This window comes from Pedobacter foliorum (genome assembly GCF_013266735.1).
Lineage (GTDB): Bacteria > Bacteroidota > Bacteroidia > Sphingobacteriales > Sphingobacteriaceae > Pedobacter > Pedobacter foliorum.
In genome coordinates this window covers 481,347-494,247 of record NZ_JABSNU010000003.1, presented here as the reverse complement: position 1 = coordinate 494,247, position 12,901 = coordinate 481,347, and the positions used below count along the sequence as shown (strand labels likewise).

Sequence of the window (12,901 nt, the reverse complement as noted above, 5' to 3'; positions counted from 1 at the left end):
ATTTATATTTTTTTACAAAAGTAGGTATTTACCTTGGCTTAAAATAATCAACTTTAGTTTTTATTCAACTGTTTTACAACTTGATACATAGCTACGCCAACTCCTATCAAACTAAATATTGCTGTTATAATAAGCGTCTTACTCCCTCTATGTTTATCAATTTTATAACCGATAAAGGCAAATACACCTATTATAGCAATCATTTGAAAACTAATTGAAGAATATTTAGCAAACGTGTTTAAGCCTTTTTTCTTTTCTTCAGGATCTGTCATAAACTGATATAGTTAAATAAAATCGGTTTTGTTAAGAAGTTATAGTTGAATAAAATACTTTTGTATATATTTTGTATATATTTTGTTTTTATAAGCATCAACTAAATCTGTATTTTTTGAAAAATTACGCGATCTACAATTTAAAGGTAATATTATTTAGCTTATGCGTCTGCATAGTTTACTCCTGCAGCACTCACAAAGATACTGCTTCAAGCAGAGGCATGCAAAACTTAACCGCTCGCTACAATTACATATATAACTCTAAGGTTCTTTTAATAACTCACCAACAAGAACTTGCAGAAACCTATGTGGACAATTATGACCAGATATTACCCGTATTTTTAGGTCCGGTAACAGACAACAATGAGGTAAATACCTCACTGAATCTAAAGCCAATGGATGATATTATTAAAAAAGCACAAACCATCATCCTCGAAAAAAGTTATAGCAACTATACCGATGATGCTTATATATTACTAGGAAAAGCTAACTTTTTTAACGGTAATTATTTTAACGCCGCAGAGTATTTTGATTATACTGCCAGAACCTATAAAAAAAACATAAACAGTTATCTGGAGGCACTGAACTGGAAAGCGCGTAGTCTTATGCAACTTAAAAGAATCAGTGAGGCCAACAAAGTACTAGATACTCTTGAATCTATCCTTCCAGATATTAAAAAGAAAAGAAATCTAGCTGAGCCCTTTGCTACCCTGGCACAAATGTGCATCTATCTGGATAATAATGCAGCAGCTATTTCTTATTTAAAAGATGCAATTAAAGCTGGTGCAGGAACTGACAATAGAATAAGGTGGACTTATATTCTTGCTCAACTTTATGAAAAACAAAAAAACTATCCTGACGCGTTAATAAACTACAGAAAGGTAGTAAAAAGCAATGCACCTTTTGAAATGTATTTTAATGCTAACCTAAATCAAATTAAGTTAAAAACACTTGAAGGTGGTCCGCGGAAGGCCAACAAACAGAATCAATTGCTTGGTTTGTTAAAAGACGATAAAAACCTGGATTATAATGATCAGGTATATTTTCAAATCGCGGAAAGTCATGCTGCTGATGAGGAATTCAAAGAAGCACTAAAATATTATGAATTATCTATTCAGAAAAGCACAACAAACCAATATCAAAAGGGTCTTTCTTATTTAAGAATTGCCGATTTAAACTTCAAGGTTTTCAAGGATTACCTTAAAGCAAAATCTTATTACGACAGTACTGTGAATACGCTTCCTAAAACCTATCCGGGATATGATCTTATTCTTAAGAAAAACTTAAACCTTCAGTATTTAACCAATCGGTATCAGATTATAAGTATTGAAGACACGCTACAAAGCATTGCAAAATTACCCGAAGCTAGTCGTGCAGAAAAAATAAAGCTGTTAGCTAATCCTGTAGCAGCCGCTGTTCAGGCTTCAAATACAAATTCCTCTTCAACTGGGGGTTACCAACCTACTTATGGACGTAACAACAATGCTCAGTTACAAAGTTCATTTTATTTCAGCAATCCAACGGCAATCACCATTGGATTTTCAGACTTCAAAAGAAAGTGGGGAAATAGAAAATTAGAGAACAACTGGCGCCAAAGTATCAGAACATCTGCACAGGAAACTTCACAAGAAATTGCCAACAACATAAACACGCCAATTAGTCCTGATGAAGCAGCACCTGTTGTGAAAGACGCCCAAACTCTTGTAAAACAATACACAGACTCTCTACCTGTTACGCCTGAACTGCTGGCAAAATCTAACCAAAAGATAATTGATGCATATTACGAAATTGCGAGTTTCTACTTACAGGAGCTAAATAGCCCTAAAGAAGCAGCAGAAGCGTATCAGTTGTTGCTAAACCGATTCCCGGCAAACAACCATCTTGATGCAACTTATTATAGCTTGTTTTTAATAAACAAAGGTATTGACGAACCTAAATCAATCGACTTTAAAAACAAAGTACTTAAAGATTTCCCTTCATCTATTTACGCAAAGATCATTATTGATCCGTCATTCTCTCTAAGACAGTCTGAGCTTGAAACGGCAATCAATACACAATACAATGAAATCTTTGATCAATACTTAAAAAAAGATTTCAATACGGTTATCAGTCGGGTAAACGAAACTTCAAAAAGTAGTTCAGGTAGTTTTCTTGCGCCACAGTTTGCTTATTTAAAAGCAATTGCTATTGGAAGAACAAGCAAAGTAGATGCTTTATTAACAGCCTTCGGTAGTATTACTGAACAATTTCCGGACGACAAACTGATTACTCCATTAGTTAAAGGGAATCTTACCTATATAAATGAACATCTTGCCGATTTTCAGAAAAGAGATACGGCTCTTATAGATTTTGATCCAAATGAGCCACCTTATTTTGGTCCACGCATACCAACCCCTACAGTTTCAAAAGCCAAGGAGCCGGTTGCGCTTGAAAAACCAGATCAGACGGCAAAAATTCAGGAAATAGCTAAACCTGTAACGTCACAACCAACAACTCCAGATGCTCCAAAAGCTCCGGCAGTAAAGGTTGATGGTCCTTTCAGTACGGCTGTATCAACAGTTTATTACTACGTAATAGATGTGGCTGATGGCTCGTTAACTCTTAGTTCATCTCGTTTTGGCATTGGCCAGTTTAACCGCGGAAACTATGCTGGGAGTAATCTAAAACACCAGTTAAAAGAATTTGACAATGATCAACTCATTTATGTGGGGAACTTTAGTAATTTTGACGACGCAAAAACCTATGCGGCCGGAATCACTCCACAGCTAAAACAAATTATGAAAGTTCCCGTTAATATTTACACCGGTTTCATCATTAGCAAAGAGAATTTCGATAAGCTTACCAGTAAAACTTTGTTGGATAAGTATATAGAATTTTATAAAAACAACTATTAAAAATGAGGAAAGCACTTTCCCAGGAGGACATTAGAAAGTATAACTTTACATTATGGAAATTATTAATCGGGGGAATCGCTTTGTTTGCCCTGTTTATTGTTTGCATTGGATTTGGATTATTTGGAGAGCTCCCATCATTCAGAGATATTGAACACCCTAAAAGCAATCAGGCATCAGAAATTGTAACTGATGATGGCAGGGTTCTAGGCACCTACTTTGTACAAAACCGATCAAATGTAACCTACCCGGAAATTTCACCAAATGTAATTAATGCCTTAATTGCAACCGAAGACATCAGATTCAGGGAACATTCGGGCATCGATTTCAAACGTACATTTACTATATTCCTTTATGCGATTGTAGGTAAAAAACAAGGAGGTAGTACCATTACTCAACAACTTGCTTTGAATCTATTTTCTGAAGAAGGAAGACAAAAAAACTTTGCCAAACGTATCCTACAGAAATTTCAGGAATGGGTTATTGCAGTAAAATTAGAGCGCAACTACACCAAGGAAGAGATTATTGTTATGTACCTTAATACGGTAGATTTCGGGAATCAGGCTTACGGAATTAAGTCAGCTGCAAGAGTTTATTTCAACACAACTCCCGATAAATTGAGTGTTTCACAAGCAGCAACTCTTGTCGGTATCCTAAAAGGTATTACGAGATACTCTCCTACCCGTAACCCTGATCGTGCTTTAGCCAGAAGAAATACAATTATGGGGCTCATGGTTAAAGAGGACCTCCTTACTCAGCAACAATTTGATACCGAACAGCAAAAACCTTTAGGTTTAAGGTTTAGCGCAGCAACTGTAAACGACGGAATTGCGCCATATTTCAGGGCAGTATTAAAAAACGACATTAGAAAAATATTTGAAGAACGATCGATAACAAAACCAGATGGCACCCCGTATGACCTTGACAGAGATGGTTTAAAAATCATCACAACCTTAAACTACGATATGCAGGTTGCAGCTGAGGATGCGCAAAAGGAATACATGAAAACCCTTCAGCAATCATTTACAAACAGCTGGAAAGGCAGAAATCCATTTAAAGGAAAAGAAGCCCAGATAGAGCAAGGTGTTAAAAGATCTGACAGATATAAAGCATTACAGCTTGAAGGCAAATCAGAAGCGGAGATTAAAGAAGACTTTAATACACCAACTCGCTTAACCATCTTTACCTGGAAAGGTAATATAGATACTTTAATGAAGCCAATTGACTCAGTAAAGTACTACAAAATGCTATTAAGAAATGCAATGATGGCCATGGACCCGCAAACAGGATATGTTAAAGCCTGGGTTGGCGGCATTAATTATGAGCATTTTAAATATGATCAGGTTAAAATGGGAACAAGACAGGTTGGTTCAACAGCGAAACCTTTTACCTATGCTGTGGCAATAGAAAATGGTTACTCGCCTTGCTTTTCTGTACTTAATGAACCTGTTACTATTGAGATTCCTGGCAGTCCACCATGGACTCCTCGCTCTGGAGGTACTGTTCCCGGTTATTTAACTCTACAAAAAGGACTCGCACTTTCACAAAACTATATTGCCGCCTATTTAATGAAGCAGGTAGGACCAACTGCTGTAGCCACTCTTGCTAAAAAAATGGGTATTACATCAGAGGTTCCCGCTTATCCATCAATAGCATTAGGCTCATTTGATGCTTCTGTTTATGATATGGTTGGAGCATACAGTGTTTTCGCGAATAAAGGTGTTTGGACCAAGCCAATGTATATTCTAAGAATAGAAGATAAGAACGGTGTAGTACTGCACAGCGAAAAAGCTATCCCGGTTCCGGCGATGAATGAAGAAGTTGCATATGTAATGACTCGTATGCTAAGAGGTGTAATAACGAATGGAACTGGCTGGAGGTTAGCCGGTAAATTTGGCATCAAAACACCAATTGGCGGTAAAACGGGAACGACACAAAACAACTCAGATGGATGGTTTATGGGTATCAGTCCGCAACTGGTTGCAGGTGTATGGACAGGTTGCGAAGACCGTGCATTTCACTTTACCAGTACCGCACAAGGTGATGGAGCTACCACAGCCTTACCTATCTTTGCCGGTTTCATGAAACGCGTATATGCAAATCCTAAAATAAATATCTCTAAAGCAGATTTCGAACCTCCTAAGAGTGGCGTTTCCATCACTTTTGACTGTAACCAGTACCAACAACAGGAGCAAAAAACTGAACTTGATGAGAAATTAGGTTTTTAACCACCTTAATCTGTCTTAAATTCAATGAGTGCTTTTGACCATAAAAAGGCTGTTAGTGATATTCCTCATAAACCTGGTGTATACCAGTTTTGGGATAGCGAAGGCATCCTAATTTATATCGGTAAAGCAAAAGATTTAAGGAACAGGGTTGGCTCCTATTTCAATAAGGATAATCAAATGAATGGAAAAACAAGGGTACTTGTTTCCAAGATCAGAAAGATTTCCTTTACCATTGTTGATACAGAAATTGATGCGTGGCTGCTTGAAAACAGTTTGATAAAGAAGCATCAGCCAAGGTATAATATCATGCTTAAGGATGATAAAACATACCCTTGGATTATTATAAAGAAGGAAGCTTTCCCACGTGTGTACTGGACCCGAAAGATGGTTAAAGATGGCTCCACTTATTTTGGCCCTTATGCTTCCGTTGGCATGATGCACACCATTCTGGATCTAATTAAAGAAACATATCCGCTACGTACCTGTAACCTCCCACTTACAGATAAAAACATAAGCGATGGCAAATTTAAAGTTTGCCTGGAATATCAGATTGGTAACTGCAAGGGGCCTTGTCAAGCTTACCAAACACATGAGGACTACGACAACAGCATAGAAGAGATTAAAGACATCCTCAATGGAAAAATCGGGAATGTAATACGTGATGTAAAACAGGTAATTAAAAATGCTGTAGATCAGCTAAATTTTGAATATGCACATCAGTACCAGTTAAAACTTCAAGTACTTGAAAAATATCAAAGTAAATCGACTGTAGTAAATAGCGCCATTACCAATATAGATGTCGTGAGTATTGCTTCTGATGAACGGTACGCTTTCGTGAATTATCTGAAAGTAATGAATGGTAGTATTATTCAAACGCAGACCATTGAAATCAAGAAACGATTAGATGAAACTGATGAAGAATTATTAACTATTGCAATAACAGAGTTCAGAACAAAATTCCACAGTACATCTAAAGAGATTATCGTTCCCTTCGACATTGCACTTCTTGACACTAACCTTAAATTCACAGTACCCAAGCTAGGGGAAAAGAAAAAATTACTGGAACTCTCTCAAAAGAACGTACTATTTTTCAAGAAGGAAAAGTTAAATCAATACGAAAAGCTTAATCCGGACTTGAGAACAGACCGCATCCTTAGTCAAATGCAGAAGGATTTAAGGCTAACTCAGTTACCAAAACATATAGAATGCTTTGATAACTCCAACTTCCAGGGCAAGTATCCTGTGTCGGCAATTGTAGTTTTTAAGGATGCCAAGCCTTCAAAAAAGGATTACAGGCATTTTAATGTAAAAACAGTTGAAGGTCCTAACGATTTCGCTACAATGGAAGAGGCCGTTTACAGGCGATATAAGCGCATGTTGGAAGAAGAGAATGCATTACCTCAACTTATCATCATTGACGGCGGTAAAGGCCAGCTATCATCTGCATTAACAAGCTTAAAAAAGCTGGGTATAGACAAAAAGGTTACGGTAATAGGAATTGCCAAGCGCCTGGAAGAGTTATATTATCCTGGAGACTCTTTTCCGTTATACCTTGATAAGAAATCTGAAACACTAAAAGTGATTCAGCAATTAAGAGATGAAGCCCACAGGTTTGGTATTACTTTCCATAGAAAGAAGCGGGATCAGGGAACTTTAAAAACGGAATTAGAGCAAATAGAAGGTATAGGTAAAACTACTGCCGATAAATTATTGAGGCATTTCAAATCTGTAAAGAAAATAAAAGAAGCCTCAGAGGCCGAACTGGCCGAGGTTTTAAACAAGGCGCAAACTCAAAAGCTTTTGAGTTATTTTACTAAACAAAACGCCCCAATGTAAAACATTGAAGCGTTTATAATATCTAAATCTTGTCTTAGTATTCCCAAAGACTTTGCTCGAAGTCAGAAATTGATTTCTTTATACGTTCAGACTCATATAGCTTCCTGGGATCTTTAGGATCTGTAAGTCCTAACATGTCCACAATGTTTTTATTTCCAGGGTTTGTTTCCTTAACTACATAACTAGAGAATAACCTTCTAACGAAGAAATCATCGAAAGTTAAAGTAGAAGCATCATTCCCAGGATTGGTTAGGCGCTTTTTACTTAACAACTCACGGGCATCATCGTAGTAAACCCAAAATACTGGCTGCCAGTGCCCTTCAATCTCTTTCATTGGAGCAATACCAACTATTCTAGGCTCAAACACAGAACGTTTGGAATCTAAAATCCAATCTTCCTTTATTCTATATTTTAAAAACTCATCTGATCTTAATCTCCTCAAAGAAGGCTCAGCAATTTTACCGGTCGCAGAATCAGCCACTCCTTCACTCACCCCTCTTGCACTTTGTAAAGCTTCCTGAGCTGTTAAAGCAATGCGGAATGAATCATTATCATCAAGAATCTTACCAGCTGTTGTATCTTTATTAGAATACACTGTTAGTTCCTCGTTTCCAATTGCTTCTAACAATACATCAATTAATTTAGCATCTTCAGATTTAAGCACTGAGTTGATCGTATCTCTTAAATCAATTTCACGCCAAATTCTTTTAGCATAATAAACATCCTCTTCCCTTACATCAGCATAGGGAACCATTACGTTACTATCGATATCCTTTCGCACAGCAAACCCATCCTTCGGAGGGGTTTTGATCTTAGTTTTCTTAGCTGAATCCGCCTTAGCCGGAACCGCAGGAACCTGAGCATAAGCACCAACACTTAACAACAATAATGCAACAATACCTAAGACATTTTTCATAATATTCTATTTTGCTACAAATGTAATTCCATCTAAAACTTTCTGTCTCCCATCTGGCCCTTCGCAAACAATATCCTTAAAGATAACTGTTGCATTAGGTTTAATAGAGTTTAAAGCCCCTTTAATCTGTCCGCTAAATCCACCACCATTACATTGAATGGTAACAGCATCGGCTTTAGGGTTAATAAAAGTAGCAGAAAATCTGATCACTTTGAATTTAACGTCAAATACGAAATCTTCAAGTTGAGTTTCAATTCCACCAGCTCCTTCCAACCATTCCAAAGGAACATTTCCTCCAGCTTTTCCTTTAACATATGCTCTAGGTGTAGGCAAACCTTTAACTCTGAATTGCTGGGACCCTAAATTTAATGTTTTACCTGCATTAGTTGCAGAAACACTTATATTCAATGTTTTGCCAACCTGTCCACCGTCAACATTAACTGTATACTTACCGTTGCTTCCTGAAATAGATCCGCCCGAAATAGAAGCGTGAACGCTCTCTAAAGGAAAACCTGCAGCCGAAACTGAGAAAGGGTTAGGTATACCTGCATAAATAACATTCATTTTATCAGGAGATACCGTTGCCGAAGGTTTCGCTACCTGATAACTTTGTTCAGCAGTTGGATATTCTTTAATCTGACCATCAGTTTGTCTAACTCTGATTATACCTTTCCATCTGAAAACACCAACACTACCAGTACTTCCTGAATAAGTTCCTTTTCCTTCTTTAACAGACAATGCACTTCCACCCACAGAAATCTCAGGATTAGATCTTGAATCGCTGGCAGTTAAGAAAACCTGAGCAGTGTATGGCTGGCCTTGTACCACATATGAACTTGGTGCAACAGCAACAGCCTCGAACTGGTCTAAATTTACAAGTGCCTTATCCATATTACCGAATAATTTCTTTACAATTTCAGCTTCCGCATTTTTAACATCAGATTGGATCTTAGTTAAAATGGTATTAGCTGCAGTAAGCGGAGTACCTTCGCTAAAATTAATGTCTTCCCATTTTTTATTGCCATTGATACTTTTCTCAGCATCCTTAGCTTCAAGCGTAAAAGTTACCCCTGCACGATCTTTTTCATCCAGCAAAGTAATTAATTTTTCGCGGGTCTCATTTATTTTAGTTTTTAGCTTCTGACCTTCCTTCTGGTTAATCATAATGCCTTGTGCAATATCAAGGTTTGCTCTTTCAACAAGATCACCTGTTTCTTCATCAATACCTTTGCCTTCAGCATTAAACTGATCTTTCAGCTTTTGCACATAGTTATTCAACTCATCTGCATATGCTTTGGCTTTATTTGCTTTTTCCCAAATTGGTTGAGCCCTTGCAGGTTCATCCTTCAGCTTTGTATTTTGAAAAGATGTAAATAATTGCTCTATACTTGTGTTTACATTATTTTTTGAGCTAACTAAACTGTCGTTGATATTTTTAAAAGCATTTAGTATAGTATCTGATACGTTTAAAGCGAGCATAGCTAACAATACCAAATACATGATATTGATCATCTTCTGTCTCGTTGTTTGTTTTCCTCCGGCCATTCTAAATAAGGTCTGTTTGGTTAATTAATAAATAAGTAATTACTAATTATCCGCGAGGCTGATTCATAGCAGATAACATATTGCCATAAATAGCATTCAATGATGCCAGGTTTTTAGCCAGTTTACCCACTTCGTCTTTAAACTGTTTAGAGTCTTCCATCGACTCATTAAAGTTATTCATAGTAAGTGATAAGTTCTGGTAAAACTTATTCATAGATTTCAAGTGAGCGCTTGAATCCTGCAACTCTAATTCATATACAGCATTTAAAGCCGATAAATTTTTAGCTAAAGTATTAACCTGCTCATGGTAAGATTTAGAAGCAACATTGCTTTCACCCATTTCAACCAATTGAGAAGTGGCTTTTTCAAAAGCGTTGTTTAAGTTATCAAAACTTGCAGATGCACCTTTAATTTTACCTGTAAACTCAGCTGTTGCTGTTGAAACATCAGCAACGTTAGATATAGCAGCAACTTTATCACCGAATGTACGTAGACCTGTTCCCAAACTTTCAATCAATTCCGGACCAATCTTAGCATCTACTAACATTTTATCTAAAGCAGCGGTTGAAGAAAAACTTGCCGCAGGTGCAGCAACGGGTCTTGCCGAAGCCTTTGGTAATTCACCATCAAAATCATCTCTTAATTCAGGATATACTCTTTCCCATGCTGGTTCTGGCTCAGGCTGGATAAATCCGGTAAGTGCAAAAAGAATTGCCTCTACTCCTAGTCCGGCACCAATCATATAGTTACCCCAAACACCACCAAGGTGAAGGATTTTGAAAAGTGCACCAAGAATTACAACACTTGCACCAAGCGATATAGCTAAGTGCATCTTATCAAATTTTCTATTTGCTGCCATGTTTATTAAATAAGGATTTTTGGTTTTAAAGTTTTAGTGGTTTGTTAGTTTTTGTAAGAAATATCAGTTCCAGGATATGCAGAAATACATCTGAAACCAATATAGGATCTTGCTTCATCCTGATACTCATAAGTACCAACAGAGTTTTGAAGGAAGAAACCTATATCTTTCCATGAGCCTCCTCTTACAACTTTACGTTTTTTGTATTTGCTGTCAGAGGTTTTGGCTACATAAGTAAAATTAGGGTTAAAATCGTGTAGCATCGGAGCAGATGATGGATTGTATGCTGTTATTGTCCACTCGGCAACATTACCTGCCATATTATACAACCCATAGTCATTCGGGAAATAAGATTTAACATTTACGGTATATAAACCCCCATCATCAGAGTAATTTCCTCTACCAACTTTAAAGTTCGCCTGCATACATCCTTTGGTATTGCGCACATAAGGTCCGCCCCATGGATATTTTGTTTTCACATTACCACCTCTGGCAGCATATTCAAACTGTGCATCACTTGGCAATTGATACTCAGGTCTGGCATTAAGGGGTTGTTTTCTAGCTACAGCAACAGATTCATAGAACCTTGTACGCCATACACAAAATGCAGAAGCTTGTTCCCAGTTTACACCAACTACAGGATAATCATCATATGATGGATGATTAAAATAAGTTTTAACCATAGGGTCATTCTGAGAATAAGAATAATCTACCTTCCAAACCATCGTATCAGGATAAACCGGAATAGATGAATGGTGATTAGGATTGGAAGGATCAGGCAAATCAGTGTAAGTAACTATGAAATCCTGTCTTTTTTTAGATGGATCATTCCTACCTTCAGCAGCCAGATCAGTACTTACATAACTATAAGCATATCTTAATTTTCTGATATCAATTTCATTTCTTCCAGGAATAGCATCAGCACCGCTATAGTACATATCGGTTAATTTACTGCCATATCCGCCACTTTTATTACTCCACAATTGCGATCCGTTCCCAACCTTTCTCCAGTCGATATTTCTTGTTCCACCAAGAGGAGTTGAGCCTGCCGGACCTTGTGGCTGTGCCTGAAAATAAGCAGGAGCACCAGATGGGCCTAAAGAAGTTACAGCTATTGAATCTCTAACCCAGTTTACAAACTGCCTGTATTCTGCATTTGTAATCTCGGTCTGATCCATGAAAAATGCGCTAAAGGAAGTCATTTTACTTGGAGAACTCTGTGAGTTATTAATATCTTCATCAGATATACCTATAAGAGTTCTGCCAGGAGGTATATATACCATCCCCAAAGGAATCCTATTATTTCTGAATTTCTTATTGTATACCCCAACCAGTTCTCCCTGGCCTCCCTTTCCACAACTAGAAAGTAATATTGTAACAATAAAAAAACCTAATAAGTATCTGTTTCTCATATTAGCGTCAAGCAATTTCCTAACAATTTTATCAATAATGATTGATATATACAATTATTGAGGGCAAAAATATGCTTAAAGACTAAAATGAACAGAATTTAATTCGAAATAATACAACAAAAAACACTTTAACGAAATAAGGCTTAACAAAAAGTTAAGCCTTATTTGCTATTTGTTAGACTTTTTTATATAATTCTCTATAGCCATAATCATCGAAGGGGCCTCCGGTGAAGGTGCAGCTATATCTACAATCAAACCTGCATCTTTAACAGCTTTATGCGTATTTACTCCAAAAGCAGCGATACGCGTGTTGTTCTGTTTAAATTCAGGGAAATTGGTAAACAACGACTGAATACTTGATGGACTAAAGAAACCAATGACGTCATAAAATACCTCAGCCAGATCAGAAAGATCCGAAACTACTGTTCTAAATAGCACGGCTGGTGTAAAATCATAACCATTCTTTTGCAAGAAATTCATTGTATCCTCTGTAGCCATATCTGAGCAAGGGTAAAGGAATTTTTCTCCGGCATGTTTTTTCAACACTTCAGCCAAATCTGCTGCAGTTTGCTTTCCAAAAAAGATTTTACGTTTTCTATACTGAATGTACTTCTGCAGATACAAAGCAGTAGATTCTGAAATACAAAAATACTTCAGATCGGCAGGCACTTCATATCTCATTTCTTCACAAATTCTGAAAAAATGATCAACAGCGTTTCTACTGGTAAATACCACTGAAGTGAAATCACTTAATGTAATCTTGTCCTTTCTAAAATCCCTGGCAGGCACTCCTTCAACATGAATAAATGATCTGAAATCAATTTTCAAGTTATACTTTTTTGCCAAGTCAAAATAAGGAGATTTCTCCGTTTCTGGTTTAGGTAATGTGATTAAGATACTCTTTACCTTACGCAACCTATCTTCTGTCTTTTCTTGCATTTT

9 protein-coding genes are annotated in these 12,901 nt (G+C 37.0%); 3 read left to right on the top strand and 6 right to left on the bottom strand.

The window, feature by feature from the left end:
• Positions 1 to 53 precede the first annotated feature (53 nt).
• A complete protein-coding gene (locus tag HQN83_RS08900; RefSeq protein ID WP_173089982.1) occupies positions 54 to 272 on the bottom strand; it encodes an AtpZ/AtpI family protein in 219 nt (72 codons plus the stop codon).
• A gap of 71 nt (positions 273 to 343) precedes the next feature.
• Here HQN83_RS08900 and porW point away from each other — a divergent pair, with 71 nt between their 5' ends.
• From porW to uvrC, 3 genes are read left to right on the top strand one after another with little or no spacing between them, the layout of a single operon-like run.
• Entirely contained in the window at positions 344 to 3,166 is a 2,823-nt protein-coding gene (gene porW / locus HQN83_RS08895; protein ID WP_455430298.1) for a type IX secretion system periplasmic lipoprotein PorW/SprE, read from the top strand.
• Positions 3,167 to 3,168: 2 nt separating this feature from the next.
• Positions 3,169 to 5,391, top strand: a complete 2,223-nt coding sequence (locus HQN83_RS08890) for a penicillin-binding protein 1A (RefSeq protein WP_173089980.1) — start codon at positions 3,169 to 3,171, stop codon at positions 5,389 to 5,391.
• A 24-nt stretch (positions 5,392 to 5,415) separates the two neighbouring features.
• Entirely contained in the window at positions 5,416 to 7,227 is a 1,812-nt protein-coding gene (gene uvrC, locus HQN83_RS08885) for an excinuclease ABC subunit UvrC (RefSeq protein ID WP_173089979.1), read from the top strand.
• A gap of 34 nt (positions 7,228 to 7,261) precedes the next feature.
• On the opposite strand, the gene porN is transcribed toward uvrC, so the two are convergent.
• The 5 genes from porN to HQN83_RS08860 all read right to left on the bottom strand — a co-directional run bounded on the left by porN (position 7,262) and on the right by HQN83_RS08860 (position 12,898).
• A complete protein-coding gene (porN, locus tag HQN83_RS08880; protein ID WP_173089978.1) occupies positions 7,262 to 8,143 on the bottom strand; it encodes a type IX secretion system ring subunit PorN/GldN in 882 nt (293 codons plus the stop codon).
• Between the two features lie 6 nt (positions 8,144 to 8,149).
• Complete coding sequence (gene porM, locus HQN83_RS08875; protein WP_173089977.1) at positions 8,150 to 9,688, bottom strand: type IX secretion system motor protein PorM/GldM; 1,539 nt, start codon at positions 9,686 to 9,688, stop codon at positions 8,150 to 8,152.
• A gap of 46 nt (positions 9,689 to 9,734) precedes the next feature.
• Positions 9,735 to 10,547 carry a type IX secretion system motor protein PorL/GldL gene (porL, locus tag HQN83_RS08870; RefSeq protein ID WP_173089976.1) on the bottom strand — a complete coding sequence of 271 codons (813 nt, stop codon included), beginning with the start codon at positions 10,545 to 10,547 and terminating at the stop codon, positions 9,735 to 9,737.
• A gap of 44 nt (positions 10,548 to 10,591) precedes the next feature.
• Complete coding sequence (porK, locus tag HQN83_RS08865) at positions 10,592 to 11,959, bottom strand: T9SS ring complex lipoprotein PorK/GldK (protein WP_173089975.1); 1,368 nt, start codon at positions 11,957 to 11,959, stop codon at positions 10,592 to 10,594.
• A gap of 168 nt (positions 11,960 to 12,127) precedes the next feature.
• Positions 12,128 to 12,898: a uroporphyrinogen-III synthase gene (locus HQN83_RS08860; RefSeq protein WP_173089974.1), complete on the bottom strand. Its 771-nt coding sequence runs from the start codon at positions 12,896 to 12,898 to the stop codon at positions 12,128 to 12,130.
• Between the last annotated feature and the right edge of the window lie 3 nt (positions 12,899 to 12,901).

Bases quoted from the DNA above. Each gene is read 5' to 3' on its own strand.
- uvrC (WP_173089979.1), top strand. From the start codon at position 5,416: ATGAGTGCTTTTGACCATAAAAAGGCTGTTAGTGATATTCCTCATAAA.
- porN (WP_173089978.1), bottom strand. From the start codon at position 8,143: ATGAAAAATGTCTTAGGTATTGTTGCATTATTGTTGTTAAGTGTTGGT.
- HQN83_RS08860 (WP_173089974.1), bottom strand. From the start codon at position 12,898: ATGCAAGAAAAGACAGAAGATAGGTTGCGTAAGGTAAAGAGTATCTTA.
- porL (WP_173089976.1), bottom strand. From the start codon at position 10,547: ATGGCAGCAAATAGAAAATTTGATAAGATGCACTTAGCTATATCGCTT.
- porK (WP_173089975.1), bottom strand. From the start codon at position 11,959: ATGAGAAACAGATACTTATTAGGTTTTTTTATTGTTACAATATTACTT.
- HQN83_RS08890 (WP_173089980.1), top strand. From the start codon at position 3,169: ATGAGGAAAGCACTTTCCCAGGAGGACATTAGAAAGTATAACTTTACA.
- HQN83_RS08900 (WP_173089982.1), bottom strand. From the start codon at position 272: ATGACAGATCCTGAAGAAAAGAAAAAAGGCTTAAACACGTTTGCTAAA.
- porM (WP_173089977.1), bottom strand. From the start codon at position 9,688: ATGGCCGGAGGAAAACAAACAACGAGACAGAAGATGATCAATATCATG.